At 64.3% G+C, this 15,883-nt stretch carries 16 protein-coding genes and 1 tRNA gene; 13 read left to right on the top strand and 4 right to left on the bottom strand.

Annotated features, from left to right (window positions below; translation table 11 throughout):
• Window positions 1-22: 22 nt before the first annotated feature.
• The 6 genes from RCH14_RS11905 to RCH14_RS11880 all read left to right on the top strand — a co-directional run bounded on the left by RCH14_RS11905 (window position 23) and on the right by RCH14_RS11880 (window position 6,216).
• Window positions 23-1,840, top strand: a complete 1,818-nt coding sequence (locus tag RCH14_RS11905; protein WP_343026322.1) for an alpha-amylase family glycosyl hydrolase — start codon at window positions 23-25, stop codon at window positions 1,838-1,840.
• 23 nt (window positions 1,841-1,863) lie between these two features.
• On the top strand, window positions 1,864-2,802 hold the full coding sequence (locus RCH14_RS11900) for a PfkB family carbohydrate kinase (protein WP_343026321.1): 939 nt from the start codon (window positions 1,864-1,866) through the stop codon (window positions 2,800-2,802).
• 20 nt (window positions 2,803-2,822) lie between these two features.
• Window positions 2,823-4,190 (top strand): MFS transporter, encoded by a 1,368-nt coding sequence (locus RCH14_RS11895; protein ID WP_343026320.1) that lies wholly within the window; start codon window positions 2,823-2,825, stop codon window positions 4,188-4,190.
• Between the two features lie 261 nt (window positions 4,191-4,451).
• Window positions 4,452-4,525: transfer RNA gene (locus tag RCH14_RS11890), tRNA-Gly, on the top strand.
• 81 nt (window positions 4,526-4,606) lie between these two features.
• The gene (locus RCH14_RS11885; RefSeq protein ID WP_343026319.1) at window positions 4,607-5,536 is read left to right on the top strand and encodes an aldo/keto reductase; all 930 of its coding nucleotides are present in this window, start codon (window positions 4,607-4,609) and stop codon (window positions 5,534-5,536) included.
• Complete coding sequence (locus RCH14_RS11880) at window positions 5,533-6,216, top strand: DUF6064 family protein (protein WP_343026318.1); 684 nt, start codon at window positions 5,533-5,535, stop codon at window positions 6,214-6,216. The genes RCH14_RS11885 and RCH14_RS11880 overlap by 4 nt, the downstream gene beginning before the upstream one ends.
• Here RCH14_RS11880 and RCH14_RS11875 read toward each other — a convergent pair.
• Window positions 6,188-7,303, bottom strand: coding sequence for a succinylglutamate desuccinylase/aspartoacylase family protein (locus RCH14_RS11875; protein ID WP_343026317.1), 1,116 nt, complete (start codon window positions 7,301-7,303; stop codon window positions 6,188-6,190). The two genes, RCH14_RS11880 and RCH14_RS11875, sit on opposite strands and share 29 nt — an antisense overlap.
• Window positions 7,304-7,459: 156 nt before the next feature.
• On the opposite strand from RCH14_RS11875, the gene trmB reads away from it, so the two are divergent.
• The 3 genes from trmB (at window position 7,460) to RCH14_RS11860 (ending at window position 10,215) form a co-directional block, all read left to right on the top strand.
• The gene (trmB, locus tag RCH14_RS11870) at window positions 7,460-8,140 is read left to right on the top strand and encodes a tRNA (guanosine(46)-N7)-methyltransferase TrmB (protein ID WP_343026316.1); all 681 of its coding nucleotides are present in this window, start codon (window positions 7,460-7,462) and stop codon (window positions 8,138-8,140) included.
• Window positions 8,141-8,308: 168 nt separating this feature from the next.
• A complete protein-coding gene (locus RCH14_RS11865) occupies window positions 8,309-9,469 on the top strand; it encodes a histidine kinase (RefSeq protein WP_343026315.1) in 1,161 nt (386 codons plus the stop codon).
• Window positions 9,466-10,215, top strand: coding sequence for a LytTR family DNA-binding domain-containing protein (locus RCH14_RS11860; RefSeq protein WP_343026314.1), 750 nt, complete (start codon window positions 9,466-9,468; stop codon window positions 10,213-10,215). Before RCH14_RS11865 ends, RCH14_RS11860 begins: the two co-directional genes overlap by 4 nt.
• 2 nt (window positions 10,216-10,217) lie before the next feature.
• Here the strand turns inward: RCH14_RS11860 and recQ are convergent, their stop codons facing one another.
• Together recQ and RCH14_RS11850 are read right to left on the bottom strand one after the other, a co-directional pair.
• Window positions 10,218-12,062 (bottom strand): DNA helicase RecQ, encoded by a 1,845-nt coding sequence (recQ, locus tag RCH14_RS11855; RefSeq protein WP_343026313.1) that lies wholly within the window; start codon window positions 12,060-12,062, stop codon window positions 10,218-10,220.
• A 58-nt stretch (window positions 12,063-12,120) separates the two neighbouring features.
• Complete coding sequence (locus tag RCH14_RS11850; protein WP_343026312.1) at window positions 12,121-12,954, bottom strand: undecaprenyl-diphosphate phosphatase; 834 nt, start codon at window positions 12,952-12,954, stop codon at window positions 12,121-12,123.
• 205 nt (window positions 12,955-13,159) lie between these two features.
• On the opposite strand from RCH14_RS11850, the gene RCH14_RS11845 reads away from it, so the two are divergent.
• Window positions 13,160-13,567 carry a hypothetical protein gene (locus RCH14_RS11845; RefSeq protein ID WP_343026311.1) on the top strand — a complete coding sequence of 136 codons (408 nt, stop codon included), beginning with the start codon at window positions 13,160-13,162 and terminating at the stop codon, window positions 13,565-13,567.
• On the opposite strand, the gene RCH14_RS11840 is transcribed toward RCH14_RS11845, so the two are convergent.
• Window positions 13,564-13,863, bottom strand: coding sequence for a YkgJ family cysteine cluster protein (locus RCH14_RS11840; RefSeq protein WP_343026310.1), 300 nt, complete (start codon window positions 13,861-13,863; stop codon window positions 13,564-13,566). The genes RCH14_RS11845 and RCH14_RS11840 overlap by 4 nt on opposite strands.
• 183 nt (window positions 13,864-14,046) lie before the next feature.
• Here RCH14_RS11840 and RCH14_RS11835 point away from each other — a divergent pair, with 183 nt between their 5' ends.
• From RCH14_RS11835 to RCH14_RS11825, 3 genes are all read left to right on the top strand, one after another.
• The gene (locus RCH14_RS11835) at window positions 14,047-14,697 is read left to right on the top strand and encodes a TetR/AcrR family transcriptional regulator (protein WP_343026309.1); all 651 of its coding nucleotides are present in this window, start codon (window positions 14,047-14,049) and stop codon (window positions 14,695-14,697) included.
• A gap of 183 nt (window positions 14,698-14,880) precedes the next feature.
• Window positions 14,881-15,534: a protein-L-isoaspartate O-methyltransferase gene (locus RCH14_RS11830; RefSeq protein ID WP_343026308.1), complete on the top strand. Its 654-nt coding sequence runs from the start codon at window positions 14,881-14,883 to the stop codon at window positions 15,532-15,534.
• Window positions 15,535-15,544: 10 nt separating this feature from the next.
• The gene (locus RCH14_RS11825; protein WP_343026307.1) at window positions 15,545-15,868 is read left to right on the top strand and encodes a rhodanese-like domain-containing protein; all 324 of its coding nucleotides are present in this window, start codon (window positions 15,545-15,547) and stop codon (window positions 15,866-15,868) included.
• The last annotated feature ends 15 nt before the right edge of the window (window positions 15,869-15,883 follow it).

Below are 15,883 nucleotides of genomic sequence, written 5' to 3'. Positions count from 1 at the left end.
ACCCCATTTTCTGAACAATACGATGCAGATTCCCGCACCAGACCGGCTACTCGCCGTTCTTCCCTCGCACTTGCACGCCGACGCGCGCAGCCGCTACGCCGAACACGGCGCCACCTTGTACCGGCGCCTGGCGCAGCTTTACGGGGGTAGTGCCGGTTTCGATGCATGGTATGAGGACCTGCTCGCCTTGGCCGGCCAGCTCCTTGGTGCGCGTCCGGCGTCCCTGCTGGCGATCGACGCGCAGCGCGCCGCGCAGCCGGACTGGTTCGCCAGCGAGCATATGCTCGGGTACAGCGCCTACGTGGAGCAGTTCGGCACCAGCTTCCAGGGCGTGGCCGAGCGCATCGGCCACCTGCAGGAAGCCGGCGTCAGTTACCTGCACCTGCTGCCTTTCCTGCGCCCGCGCGCTGGCGAGAACGACGGCGGGTTCGCCCTGGCCAGTTTCGATGACGTCGACCCTGCGCTGGGCACCAACGAGGATCTCGACGCGCTATGCACGGCGCTGCGCGAGGCCGGCATCAGCCTGTGCGCCGACCTGGTACTGAACCATGTGGCGGACGACCATCCGTGGGCCGTCGGTGCCGTCCAGGGCGATGCCCGGCTGCGCGAATTCTTCCACGTTTTTCCTGACCGCAGCATGCCAGACCGCTACGAGCCGACCCTGGGACAAGTGTTTCCCCAGGCCGCGCCTGGGAATTTCACCTATGTCGAGGCGCTGGACGGCTGGGTATGGACCACTTTCTACCCATTCCAGTGGGATTTGAACTACGCCAATCGCGCGGTGTTCGCCGAGATGGCGGCAGCGCTGCTGCGCTTGGCCAACCGCGGCGTGGAAGCATTCCGGCTCGACTCGACCGCCTTCCTGTGGAAGCGCGAGGGAAGCAGCTGCATGAACCTGCCGGAGGCGCACGCCATCTTGCAGGCGCTGCGCGCGCTGGTCAGCATCGTCGCGCCCGGCGTGCTGCTCAAGGCCGAGGCGATCGTTCCCACCCGCGACCTGCCGGCTTACCTGGGCAGCGCCGACACCGCCGAATGCCATCTGGCCTACCACAGCACGCTGATGGCGGCCGGCTGGGCTGCGCTGGCCGAACAAGACACCTCGCTGCTGCGCGAGGTCATCGCCAACACGCCGCCCTTGCCGCCGGCAGCGAGCTGGGTCACCTATATCCGCTGCCACGATGATATCGGCTGGAAGATCCTCGCCGAGGAAGCACGCTCGCAGGAGCGCCTGGACGGCATCGCCGATTTCTTCCATGGCCGCCATGGCAGCTTCGCGCGCGGGGTGGCGTTCCAGTCGGGCCGGGCGACCAATGGCACTGCCGCGTCGCTGGCCGGTTTTGAGACGGCCTCCACCCCCGAGCAGGCGGCCGACTGCCTGCGCCGGCTGGTGCTGCTGCACGGCCTGGCGTTCTCGTTCGGCGGCCTGCCCTTGCTCTACATGGGCGATGAGCTGGGCACGCTGAACGAGCATGGCTACCTGGCCGATCCAGGGCGCGCGCATGACACGCGCTGGGTGCAGCGGGCGGCGCTGGACCCGGCACGCCTGGCGCAGCGCCATGACGCGAGTGGCGCCGCCGGCGCCGTGTTCGGCGCCTTGCGCACGCTGGCCGCGCGCCGCCAAAGCCAGCCCGACCTGGCTGCCGGACAGCCGCGCACCCTGTTGCACGCGGTCGATCCGGCGGTGCTGGCGCTGGCCCGCGGCGAGCGTTTCCTGAATCTGTCGAATTTTTCAGCCCGCAGCATCGAGCTTGACCTGGCGGCAATTGGCGCCGGCCAGTGGGCGGTCGATGGCGGCCGCGTGGTGCTCGGTCCCTGGGCCATGCTGTGGCTCGAGCGCTAGCACTACTTTTGAAGGAGCACTACATGCAAACCGAGAGCACTGGCATCGCGGTCTTTGGCGAAGCGCTGGTCGATGATTTCCTTACCGAGCAAGTGGTCGGGGGAGCGCCGTTCAACGTGGCGCGCCACCTCGCCGCGTTTGGTATCGCTTCCCTGATGATCACGCGGATTGGCGGCGACGACAACGGCGCCATGGTGGCAGCCGAATTCAAGCGCTTCGGCATGCGTACCGACGGGCTGCAGATCGATCCGCAGGCGCCGACCGGGCGCGTGATCGTCGAGCGCAGCGCCGGCAATCACCGTTTCGAGATCCTGCCGCGGCAGGCCTACGACCTGATCGATGTGGACGCGGCGCTGGCCGCGATGGCGCGCTGCACGCCAAGCGTGATCTGTTTCGGCACGCTGGCCCAGCGCGAAGCCACCTCGCGCGGGGCGCTCAGGGCGCTGCTGGCGGCCACGCCGGCGATGCGCTTCCTGGACTTGAATCTGCGCGAAGGGCAGGTGACCGAACGCTGCGTGTTCGAGTCGCTGCACGAGGCCGACGTCGTCAAGGTCAATGAACAGGAGCTGAGCGAACTGTTTCGTTGGTACACCGACACGCAGCCGCCGACGACGGACATGGCCGCCTCCGAAGTGCAGCTTGCCTGCTCGCGGCTGATGCAGGTGTTCGGAGTGAGCGGCCTGATCGTGACACTCGGCCCGCGCGGCGTGGTCTATTTCGGCGCCGATGGGATCCTGCACGGCGCCAGCGCGCAGGCGGATACGGGCGCGCTGGTGGACACGGTGGGGGCGGGCGACGCCTTTTCGGCGATCTTCCTGCTGGGATCGATGCTCGCCTGGCCGCTGGCGACAACGCTGCAGCGCGCCAACGATTTTGCCGCGGCCATTTGTGCGCTTGCCGGCGCAGTACCCGCCGATATTGCGTTTTACGAGCAGTGGCATACTCGCTGGCTCGCTGACTGAACCTACAGAGGGAAACCGCGATGACGCATAAACCGCACTTGTCGTTCTGGCAGATCGTCAACATGAACGTTGGCTTCTTCGGCATCCAGTTCAGCTTCGGGCTGCAGCAAAGCAGCATGAGCCCGATCTACAAATACCTGGGCGCGGACGAGGCAACGCTGCCCTTGCTGTGGCTGGCAGGTCCGGTGACCGGCCTGGTCGTGCAACCGATCATCGGCGCGATGAGCGACCGTACCGTCACCCGCTGGGGCCGCAGGACCCCTTACTTCCTGATCGGCGCGATCCTGTGCAGCCTGGGACTGCTGGCGATGCCGTTCAGCCCGACCCTGTGGATGGCGGCCAGCCTGCTGTGGATTCTCGATGCCGCCAATAACGTGACGATGGAGCCCTACCGGGCCTTCGTCAGCGACAAGCTGGCTCCGAAGCAGCACTCCCTCGGCTTCCTGACCCAGAGCGCATTCACCGGGCTGGGCCAGACGCTGGCTTACCTGACGCCGACGTTGCTGGTGCTGTTAGGCATGAACAAGGACGCCACCAATTCCAGTAACATCCCGCATATCGTGATCGCGGCCTTCATGATCGGGGCGGTGTTTTCGATTTCCAGCGTGTTGTGGACCTTGAAGACCACCAAGGAGATACCGCTCGAAGCAGACGAACTGGCCAGGCTGCGCGCAACGCGTCCGGGAGTGAAGGCAATCGCTGCGGATATCGTGCTGGCCATCCGCGAGATGCCGTCGACCATGAAGCAGCTGGCCCTGGTCAAATTGTTCCAGTGGTATGCGATGTTCTGCTACTGGCAATACATCATGCTGTCGCTGGCAAGCACCATCTTCGGAACCTCCAACCCGGCCAGCGCGGAGTTTCGCGACGCCGGCCTGCTCAATGGCCAGATCGGGGCATTCTATAATTTCGTCGCCTTCATCGCCGCCTTTGCACTGGTGCCGTTCACGCGCCGCTTCGGGCCAAAGGCCGTGCACAGCGTCTGCCTGGCGCTGGCGGGCGTCAGCATGCTGTATATCCCGATGATCCAGGCGCCAGGCCTGTTATTCGTGGCGATGATCGGCATCGGGCTGGCATGGGCCAGCATCATGGGCAACCCCTACATCATGCTGGCCGGTTGCATTCCGCCGCGGCGCACAGGCGTGTATATGGGGATCTTCAATATGTTCATCGTGATTCCAATGATCATTCAGATCTTCACGCTGCCGCTGTACTACCACGCCTGGCTGGGAGGACGGCCCGAGAACGTGATCCGGCTCGCGGGGGCGCTGATGCTGTGCGCCGCTGCCGCAGTCTGCTTCGTCAGGATCAGGCAGGCCGACACCGGCGAGGCGGCCAGCATGGATACCGCCGACGCGTCGTTGCCACTGCGTCCGAGCGGTCATTGATTCGGGCATCCTGGGCATCCCGGCCCAGGCGGTCGAGCAAGTCGGGGCCGGGGCTTCAGGAGTCGCGGCGCTGCGCGGCAGCGCACTGGCGTCTTACTACGCTCGGTAGAGTATTCGGGAGACGTCCGTGGACAGTGGCGAATATAGGGAGTTTTTGGTCAGCCATCACACCTCGGACGAAGCGGCCATCCCATTTTCCATCACAGCTGCCGCGGTGGAAATTTGTCAAACACGCTAGAACCCGCGTAGAATGGGGCTGACGCGGGTGTAGCTCAATGGTAGAGCAGAAGCTTCCCAAGCTTACGACGAGGGTTCGATTCCCTTCACCCGCTCCAGGCGCCGCAGCAATGCGCCGCGCCATGTTCTGTTCAGCCGACGTACCCTTGCGTTTCCCCTTCAAAGCAAGGAACACGCATATGCCCCCGATTTCCCCTTCACGCCGACGTCTGCTGGAATCGCTGATTGCCGCTACCGGCAGCCTGGCCCTGCCATCGCTTTACGCAGCGACGCCGCCCGTGCCCTTGCTCACCCGTCCGATCCCCTCAACCGGCGAACAAGTCCCCGTCATCGGCCTTGGCAGCTGGATCACCTTCAACGTTGGCCGCGACCCGCAAGGCCGTCGCGAATCGGTCGACGTGATGCGCCAGTTCTTCGCCGGTGGCGGCAGGCTGGTCGATTCCTCGCCCATGTACGGCTCGGCCCAGGACGTGATTGGCGAGGCGGTGCAAACCCTCAAGCCTGCCCGGCTGTTCTCGGCCGACAAGGTCTGGGTCAGCGGCGGCGCGCGTGGTGTGGCGCAGGTCGAGGCGTCGCGCAAGCTGTGGCGCGTGCCGCGCTTCGATCTGCTGCAGGTGCATAACCTGCTGTCGTGGGAAGAGCATTTGCCAATCCTGCTGGCGATGAAGCGGGAAGGGCGGCTGCGCTATGTCGGCATCACCACGTCGGAAGGCCGGCGCCACGCCGAGATCGAGAAAATCATGGCGTCGCAGCCGATCGACTTCGTGCAGATCTCGTACAACGCGCTCGATCGCGAGGTTGAGCAGCGCATCCTGCCGCTGGCGCGCGAGCGCAAGATCGGCGTGATCGTCAACCGGCCATTCCGCCAGGGCGACTTGACGCAGGCGCTGGCCGGCAAGCCGTTGCCGGGCTGGGCGGCCGATATCGGCTGCACGACGTGGGCGCAGGCGCTGCTCAAGTTCATCGTGTCGCATCCGGCCATCACGTGCGCGATCCCGGCCACGTCCAGCGTCGTGCACGTGCGCGAAAATCTGCTGGCCGGCACCGGCCGCATGCCGGACGAGGCGCTGCGCAAGCGCATCGCGCAGGATGTCGAAAGGCTGGCATGAGCGAGTGGTGGACGTATTCGCTGTCCGACTTCCTGATGTTTTCAAGCCGCAGTTACTACCGGCTGATCGAGAGCTGCAACGCCGCCATCTGGCCTGCGCATCTGTTGGCGCTGGTCGCAGGCGTGATCGTCATCAACGCCATCGCGCGGCCAAGTCAGCACACGCAACGAGTCGCAGCGCTGGTGCTGGCTGGCGCCTGGGGCTGGGTCGCATGGGCGTATCACCTGGAACGCTATGCCGAGATCAACACGGCGGCGCCGTATTTTGCGGCAGCGTTTTTAGTGCAGGCGCTGCTACTGTGCTGGCTCGCCTTCAGGCCAGGTAACGCAGCGCCAGCGCCGCGACGTGTGGCGCTGGGTCTGACTGGCCTGGCCATCGTCGCCTATCCCTTGCTGGCGCTGGCGCGCGACGGCGGCGAATGGCGTCAGGCAGAAGTCTTCGGCATCGCACCCGATCCCACGGTCATTGTCACCCTGGGCGTGCTGCTCGCATGGCGTGCGCACGCGATCTTCTGGCTGATCCCGGTGAGCTGGTGCCTGGTCAGCGGCGCGACGCTGATGGAGTTGAAGGTCGGCCATGCATGGCTGCTGCCGGCGCTCGCATTGACAGCCGTACTTGCCCGAGTCATGGGCAGCAAAAAACCACGCGATCTCAACTCGACAGCAAATCCCCGATCCTGAACGAGTCCGTCCCGGCCACTTTGCACACGTGCATCCCGCGCAGCAGATGCCGGTGCGCCGTGCAGGCAAACAGCAACCCCGGCCGGCTCGCCGCCACCGGCGTGACCTGCCCGCTGACGGGATTGACGATGTCCGCGATCGGCTCGCCTGCCTCGACCCGGTCCCCCAGCGTCTTGCGCAGCACGAGCACGCCGGCATGCGGCGCGGCCAGCGGTTCGACGGCGTCGAGCGGTGTCGGCGCGCAGGCGTAGGCGGGCATGTCGCCAACCGGGATATCCAGTACGCCCTGGTACGCCAGGTAGCGCAGCAGCGCATCGGCATCCTTGCGCGCGTAGTCGTAATTGACGTCGTTCTCGCCCCGCAGTTCGACGGTGACGGCCACGCAGGCTGGCGGAATCGCGGCGTCGGGATAATGGCGCGCGAGGTCCCACCACAGGCGCCCGCACGCTTCGTCGAACGGTTCGCCGCCCGACTCGGTCGCCACCAGCAGCACGCGCGCTTCCATCAGCGCGGCCAGCGGCAGCACCGCCTCGACCAGCGGCGTGCCCGTGTACATGTGCAGCACTGCCTCGGTGTCGCAGTGCAGGTCGAGCATGATGTCGGCGTCGATCGCCATCGTGAGCAGGGTTTTCTTGAGCACGGAGGTCGCGTTGCCAGGCTCCCAGCTTGCCACCGAGCGCCGTGCATGCTCGCGGATCAGCGCGACGTTGGCGGCGGCGTCCTGCCCGAGCTGGCCTGCTACTCCCGCCATGACATCCTGGGCCACGTGGCGGTAGGCGCGATTGAAGTTGGTGCCGGTCGCCAGGTCGTAGCGGCCAAACGGCGCGCCATGGACCACTTGCGCCAGCCCGATCGGATTGGCCACCGGCACCAGGATCACTTCGCCCTTGATGCGGCCTTCGGCGTCGAGGCGCTCGAGTTCCTGGCGCAGCACGTGCGCGACCAGCATGGCCGGCACTTCGTCCGCGTGCAGCGAGGCCTGGACATACACCTTCTTGCCGCTGCCCGGCGCGCCGTAATGGAATGAGGTCAGGTTGACGGCGGCGATATGCTCGTCGATCGCGATCGGGTGTTTCGTGGAATGCATGAATAGACTCCGGCAGGGCGCAGGTGAAAACGCGATTATGGCCGATCCGGGCGGCGCCGCGCGTCGGCTATAATGACAGCCGCATTTTCCTCTTCACTTTCTTCGTCCCCACATCCCATGTCTCTTGATAAGCCCAACAATGGCCCGGCGCGGTCCATGCTGTACGATCCCACCGAACACCGCATCCGCAGCTTCGTCACGCGCGCGGGTCGGCTGTCGACCGCGCAGGCGCGGGCCTTCGATGAACTGGGGCCGAAGTTCCTGATCGGGTACAAGAAAGAACCGCTCGACGTGGCGCAAGCCTTTGGCCGCACCGCGCCCGTGATCCTGGAAATCGGCTTCGGCATGGGCGACACCACCGCCCATATCGCCCGCTTGATGCCGGAGAAAGACTTCATCGGCGTCGAAGTGCACACGCCGGGTGTCGGCAGCCTGCTCAAGCAGATCGGCGAGCAGGACATCGCCAACCTGCGCCTGATTCAGCACGATGTGTTCGAAGTGCTGAACCACATGATCGTGGACGGCTCGCTCGACGGTGTGCACGTGTTCTTCCCGGACCCGTGGCACAAGGCGCGCCACAACAAGCGCCGCCTGATCCAGCCGGCATTCGTCAAGCTGCTGTGCCAGAAGCTGGCACCGGGCGGCTACCTGCACCTGGCCACCGACTGGGAAGACTACGCAGTGCAGATGCTCGAAGTCTTGAGCGCCGAGCCCGAACTGGCCAATACCGCCGACGGCTACGCGCCGCAGCCGGCCTACCGCCCGCTGACCAAGTTCGAGAACCGCGGCATCAAGCTCGGTCACGGTGTGTGGGATCTGGTCTTCACGCGCAAATAAAGAAGTCGTCGTTCGCACCATTCCCTTCGTCGTTCGTCACGCGCCGCTGTCCAGACCAGCGGTCCTTCCCCAGACTGGTCTTGTTGCTATACATTGACGAGAACGGAGGAAGCCATGTGGGGACGATACACCGAGTGGTGCAGGGAGTGCGACGAGGAGCAATTGGCGGTGCTTCGTGATCCCGCTGTGGCTGCCGGGGTGCAGCCCGGGTGGCGTCGCGCCATCGCCCTCAATCTTGCTGCGCTCTCGCCCATCCAGCGCCAGGAAGTGGTGCGCTTTACCACCACCTACCAGGGCGCCCGGCTGTGGCGCGCCATCGCCAGGCTCTGCCTTGTTTTCTCGGTCGCAGGCGCACTGGTCAAGCTGGCCTTGCTGCCAGAGATGCCGTTGCTGTTGGCAGTTGCATTGGGCAACTTCGTCGGATTCGCTGCGGCCATGGCATTGATCACGGTCTGGTTCAATCACGAAAAATACACCCGGCCCAATCTGAAGATGATTGCGGTGGTAACGGGCCTGGGATTGATGGGTGGGCTGTACGGCGGTGCCGTAGCGGCAATGTCAAAAGGCGGCTCGTGGCAGCATTTCATGGACATCCTGCCGAACGTCCTGATCGGCGTCGGCTTGGGCGTCCTGCTGCTGGTGGCGCTGCCGGGCGTCGTCGTGACAATGGTGCGCAACCGCCATTTTGCACTGCTCGCCGCACAACTCAAACACGAAGCCGAGCAGCAACGCCTGGCGCGCGAACTGAGCGAAACCCAACTGCGCCTGTTGCGCGCCCAGATCGAACCACACTTCCTGTTCAACACCCTCGGCGCCGTGCAGCAACTGGCCGAGCAAGGCGCGCCGCGCGCCGCCGAACTCACGGCGCACCTGATCGATTTTCTGCGCGCCAGCATGAGCGACATGCGCTGCGAGCAGGTGAGCCTCGCCACCGAATTCGGCCTGGTCGAATCGTACCTGGCCGTGATGCAGATCCGGATGGGTGAGCGGCTGCGGTTCCGGATCGATCTCCCTACCAGTTTGGCGGCCACCCGTATCCCGAGCATGCTGGTATTGACCCTGGCCGAGAACGCGATCAAGCATGGCATCGAGCCGTCGCTGCGCGGCGGCGAGATCACGGTCACCGCGCAGGAAGACGCCGACCAGATTCGCATCGCGGTGCACGACAGCGGCGTGGGCATGAGCGACACGCCTGGCAACGGCACGGGGCTGGAGAATGTGCGCAGCCGCCTGCGCCTGGCCTATGGCGAGAGCGCCAGCCTGGCGCTGAGTGAAGCTGAACCTGGCCTGCTGGCCGAACTCCTGATCCCCCGCAAGGACGCGCAATGACAGTCACGATTCTGGTTGCCGAAGACGAACCGCTGATGCGCGAGCGCCTCCTCGACATGCTGGCGCTGGCCTGGCCCGACGCGCAGGTGGTCGCGGCGGTCGACAACGGCCTCGATGCCTGGGACGCCTATCTGGAGCATGCGCCGCGCGTGGTGTTTCTGGATATCCGCATGCCCGGCCTGTCGGGCCTGGAAGTGGCCGAGCGCATCGGCCGCCAGGCGCACGTGGTGTTCGTCACCGCCTACGACCAGTACGCGGTCGATGCGTTCGACGCCGGCGCCGTCGATTACCTGCTCAAGCCGATCCAGCCGGGCCGCCTGGATAAAGCGCTGGCGCGGCTACGTGAAAAACTCGACAGCCAGCCGATGGATGTCAGCGCAGTCGTCCGGCAAGTAAAAGCGGCGTCGCCCGCGCCAGCGCGCGAAAAACTGAAGTGGCTCAAGGCCAGCGTGGGCAAGCAGATCCGCCTGATCGACGTTGAGGAGGTGCTGTTCTTCCAGGCCGACACCAAGTACACGCGCGTGGTGCTGGAAGGCTCGGAAGCGCTGGTGCGCATCCCGCTGAAAGATTTATTGGGCGGGCTCGATGCCGACCGCTTCTGGCAGATCCATCGCGGCACGGTCGTGAAGGTGACGGCGATCCGCGCTGCCGAGCGTATCGACGCCGAGCGCATGCAGGTGCTGCTGCGCGGCAGCAGCGAAGTGCTGCCCGTCAGCCGCAGCTTCACGCACCTGTTTCGCGAATAGCGTTACAGCATCTCGTTGATGATCGCGACGATCGCGTCGCCATACGAGACGAGCTTTTTCTCGCCCACGCCGGTCACGCCGCGCAGCTGATCGATCGAGGTCGGCTTGACCTTGGCGATCTCGCGCAGCGTCGCATCCTGGAACACGACGTACGCCGGCACGCCGTGCTCGCGCGCGGTGCCCATGCGCCACGAGCGCAGGCGCTCGAAAATGCCTTGCTCGGAGCGCGACAGCTCCACTTCCTCGAACGTCGAGCGCGACGTGGAAGGGCGCTTGGCCTTGACCGGTTTTTGATACTGACGCAGTTGCACGGTCTGCTCGCCCTTGAGCACGGGCCGCGCTGCATCGGTGAGCTTGAGCGAACTGAACGCATCGTGGTCGACCGTGACCAGGCCCAGCGCGATCGCCTGACGCAGGATGGCGCGCCACTCCTGTTCGCTGCGGTCGGCGCCGACGCCATACACGGTGAGCTTGTCGTGGTGCCATTGCGTGATGCGCTCGGTGGTCGCGCCGCGCAGCACGTCGATCACGTGGCCGCCGGCAAAGCGCTGGTCGACCCGGTAGATGGTGGAAAGAAGCTTTTGCACCGGCACCGAACCGTCGAAGCTCACCGGCGGAATCAGGCAGGTGTCGCAGTTGCCGCATGGGCCGGAGCGTTCACCGAAATAGTCGAGCAGGCGCATGCGGCGGCACGACAGGGTTTCGCACAGGCCGAGCATGGCGTCGAGCTTCATCGACAGCACGCGCTTGAAGGTTTCGTCGGCTTCGGATTCGTCGATCATCCGGCGCTGCAGCACCACGTCTTGCAGGCCGTAGGCCATCCAGGCGCTGGCGGGGCCGCCGTCACGGCCGGCGCGGCCGGTTTCCTGGTAATACCCTTCGATGCTCTTTGGCAGATCGAGGTGGCACACGAAGCGCACGTCGGGTTTGTCGATGCCCATGCCGAAGGCGATGGTGGCGACCATGACGATGTTTTCTTCGCGCAGGAAGCGCGCCTGGTTCTTGGCGCGCACCGCGTACTCCATGCCGGCGTGGTAGGCCATGGCGCGGATGCCGTTTTCGTTGAGGAAGTCGGCGGTTTCTTCGACCTTCTTGCGCGACAGGCAGTAGACGATGCCCGAGTCGCCCGAGTGCTCGCCGGCGATGAAGTCGAGCAGCTGCTTGCGGCCGTTGGCTTTTTCGACGATCGAGTAGCGGATGTTGGGGCGGTCGAACGACGAGACGAACTGGCGCGCTTCGCCCAGTTGCAGGCGCAGCGCGATTTCGGCGCGCGTTTGCCCGTCGGCGGTCGCCGTGAGCGCGATGCGCGGCACGTTCGGGAAGCGCTCGTGCAGGATCGACAGGCGGATGTATTCGGGGCGGAAGTCGTGGCCCCATTGCGAGACGCAGTGCGCTTCGTCGATCGCGAACAGCGAAATCTTGGACGCCTCGAACAGCTCGAGGCAGCGCGGCGTCATCAGGCGCTCGGGTGCCACGTAGACCAGGTCGATTTCGCCGGTGCGCACGAGGCGCTCGATGCGCATGGCTTCTTCGAACGTCTGGGTCGAATTGAGGAACGCGGCGCGCACGCCGACTTCTTCGAGCGCATCGACCTGGTCTTGCATCAGTGCGATGAGCGGCGAAATGACCACGCCGACGCCGTCGCGCAGCAGCGCGGGAATCTGGTAGCACAGCGACTTGCCGCCGCCGGTGGGCATCAGGACCAGCGCGTCGCCGCCACTGGCCACATGCTCGACGATCTCGCCCTGCTGGCCGCGGAAGGCGGGGTAGCCAAAGACGGTCTCGAGCACGTGAAGCGCGCGCGCGCTGAGGTCGGCGCTGGTATCGGCGCCGGTGTCGGAATTCATACGTTCAATGTCGGACAGAGTGTTCAAGCTGTGTGTTGGACCGGCTGATGCTGCAGGGTTAGTCCGCCCAGGTAAGCAGGTCGAATTGGGCGGTCACGAGGATCAGGATACCGAATACGATACGGTACCAGGCGAAGATCGTGAAGTCGTGCGTGCTGATGTAGCGCAGGAGCCAGCGCACGCACAGGAATGCGGAAATAAACGCTGAGAAAAAGCCCAGGCTAAACAGCGGTACATCGGCCATCGACAGCAGGTCGCGCTCCTTGGCGATCGAGTAGACCGTGGCGCCGAGCATCGTCGGCATGGCCAGGAAGAACGAGAATTCGGTGGCCGCCTTGCGCGACAGGCCAAACAGCATGCCGCCGATGATCGTCGAGCCCGAACGGCTGGTGCCGGGGATCAGCGCGAAAGCTTGTGCGCAGCCGACCTTGAGCGCGTCGAGCATGCTCATGTCGTCGACTGTCTCGACCCGCGCGGGCTTGGGGTTCTGGCGGTTGCGGTGCTCAACCCACAGGATGATGAAGCCGCCGAGCACCAGGGCAATGGCGACCGGAACCGGGTAGAACAGCACTTCGGTAATCGCCGCGCTGAACAGCACGCCGGCAATGGCGGCGGGGAAGAACGCGATCACGACATTGCGCGCAAAGCGCTGCTGGACGGGATCGCCGCCCAATCCGGCAAACACCTTCGCGATGCGCTCGCGGTATTCCCAGACCACGGCCAGCATGGCGCCGGCCTGGATGACAATCTTGAAAACGGTCGCCTTGGTACCCGTGAAATCGAGCAGACTGCCCATCAGGATCAGGTGGCCGGTCGACGAAATCGGAAGGAATTCAGTGAAACCCTCGACCAGGCCCATGATGATTGCCTTAATGGCGAGAACGATATCCATGGTGTTTTTGTGCTGTGGAAGTGAACTGTGGGAGGTACGTGCGAGGGGGCAAAGCTTACCATGAGCGCGGGGGCTGCCGTTGGGCTAACTGAACCGTACCGGGCGCGGGACGACCGCCGATGTGCCGCTGTGGATCGGATCGGGGCTGTTTTAATCTCGCTGTAAAGATGTGTCATGCGTAAAAACGCGTGCTACACTCAGATCCATGAGTCTTTTTCTTGTCCTCATTCTTGCTGCGCTGGCCTGGGTAGCATTTCATGACTGGCAGTTGCCCAACGCCTTGCGTTACCGGCCTTTTCAGGGCCGGGCGTGGCGTAGTTCTTTCCCTTCCGCATCCCGCAAGGACATCCGCGATTTCCTCGCCGTCTTCGGCTCGGCCTGCGCTTTTGCCGCTTGCGACCGCTTGCATCTGCGTCCGGATGACCCGGTACTCAATGTCGTGCGCGCAGCCAAGCCGTCGCGCTGGATGCCGGACGCCACCGACATCGAACCACTGGCGCGCGCACTGCGCGAGCGCTACGGGGTCTTGCTGCACGATATCTGGCACGACGGCCTGACGCTCGGCGGGCTGTTCCAGCGCGTGCAGCAGGCGCGCGGCAAGCCAGCGGTTTAAGCCACCGCGCCGGCTACCGGATCGGGCGCCGTCAGCCGCTCCAGCTCACTCAACCAGAACATCGCCTGCGCCCGCGTATCGCCACACATCTCGTGCGACGGTTGCAGGCCACCGCAAAAGGCCGGCCGCTCGGGCTGCCCAAAGATGCGGCAGCGTTCATCCTCTCCCAATTGCACACAACGTACGCCTGCCGGCTTGCCATTGGGCATTCCAGGAATGGCACTCGTGATCGACGGTGCGGTACAGCAGGCGCCGCATTGCGGCCGGCACTGGAAGGGGGCGGAAGTGGACAGCATGGCGTATGCAAAGTAGCGGACCGCAAGTATACATCGGACTCCACCTCAGATATGACATGATGCATTGTCTACTTCTCGTACGATTCCAGCAGGAATCGTTTCGGTTGCACAACGGTCGCTTGACGGCAGCAACATGACGGGTCTATATTGGTTGTTCCTTAGATAATTTTCTGGGTGGGTGAAATGGACTGCCAAACAGACAGCAAGCCACGCTGGGAACGTCGCAAGGAGGCGCGTCCGCAGGAGTTGCTCTCCGCTGCGGTCGAGCTGTTCGTCGAGCGGGGCTTTGCTTCGACCCGCCTGGAAGACGTGGCCAAGCGCGCCGGCGTTTCCAAAGGCACCTTGTATCTGTATTACACCAACAAGGAAGACCTGTTCAAGGCGGTGGTGCGCCAGAGTATCGTTCCGATGCTGGGCCAGGCCGAAGTCTCGGTAGCCGAATTCGAAGGCCACAGCGCCGCTCTGCTGCGCAGTGTCATTCTGTCGTGGTGGCATAGCGTGGGCGCGACCAAGGCGTCCGGCATCAGCAAGCTGATTTTCGCGGAAGCCGATAATTTCCCTGAACTGGCGCGCTTTTACCAGACCGAGGTGATGAGCCGCGGCATGCGCATGATTTCCAGCATGCTCGAACGCGGCGTGCAGCGCGGTGAATTTCGCGCGATCGATATCCCCCAGACCACCCAGGTCCTGATCGCGCCGATGCTGATGCTCTCCACCTGGAAGCACACCATCGCCCCGTGCGAGCGCTGCGACCTGCATCCCGAAGCGTTCCTCGACGCCTTCCTCGACATCACCCTCAATGGCCTCGTGCCGGCTGGCCACGCAGCCCACTGAACGGCGCTTCGCGCCAGAACCGGTTTTCTGGCGTTCATCCCCTCCAAACTGCAGACTGTCGCAATTTTCCTCTGGGGAAGTCGTGCGTCGATAAGATGTGCCTCGAGATCCCTATTCAGGTAGGTTCCGGCACCGTTCACGGATTAGAATATCGAATTGTTTATTTTTCCACCGAGAACTGAAATGAATATCGAACAAGCCCGCTTCAATATGATCGAACAGCAGATCCGTCCTTGGAATGTGCTGGACCAGGACATCCTCGACCTGCTGCACGTGGTCAAGCGTGAACAATTCGTGCCACAGGCCTACCAGAACCTGGCATTTGCCGACACCGAAATCCCGCTGCCGGGCGGCGAAGCCATGCTCAACCCGAAGGTCGAAGCGCGCATGGCGCAAGAGGCCGCCGTCAAGCAGGGCGATAACGTGCTGCAGATCGGCACCGGTTCCGGCTACCTGGCAGCGCTGCTGGCAAGCAAGGCGCGTCACGTGACGAGCGTAGAAATCCTGCCGGAAACCGCGGCCCAGGCCAAGCAGAACCTCGACGCTGCCGGCATCACCAATGTGGCGGTCGAAGTAGGCAATGGCGCGCAAGGTTGGGCCACCGGCACCGACTACGACGTGATCGTGGTCTCGGGCGCGCTGCCGCTGCTGCCGGAGTCGCTGGTCAAGCAACTGAAAATCGGTGGCCGCATGATCGCGATCGTCGGCGCCGCGCCAGCCATGACGTGCCAGCTGATCACCCGCACCTCGGCCACCGCGCATGACGCAGTCACCGTGTTCGAAACGGTCGCCAAGCCGCTGACGGGCGCATCGAAGCCGTCCGGTTTCACGTTCTGAGGGCGCTGTGATGCAACAGATTACGGCTCCCGAACTGGCTGCCTTGCTGGCCGATCCGGCGCGCGAGCAGCCACTGCTGCTCGATGTGCGCGAAAACTGGGAATTCGACACCTGCAAGATTGCCGGCTCGACCCAGATTCCGATGAACCTGATTCCGGTGCGCGTGACCGAGATCGAGGACGACCGCGAGGTCGTCTGCATCTGCCACCACGGGGCGCGCAGCATGCAGGTGGCTGCCTTCCTCGAGCGCAATGGATTTAGCAATGTAACCAACTTGACGGGCGGGATACACGCCTGGGCTTTGCAAGTCGATCCGTCGATGCCGACGTATTGACCTGATTCCAAAAAC

This window comes from Massilia sp. MP_M2 (genome assembly GCF_039123635.1).
Taxonomy (GTDB): Bacteria; Pseudomonadota; Gammaproteobacteria; order Burkholderiales; family Burkholderiaceae_D; genus Telluria.
The sequence above is the reverse complement of the archived record's forward strand: the minus strand, read 5'-3'. Positions and strand labels throughout refer to the sequence as shown.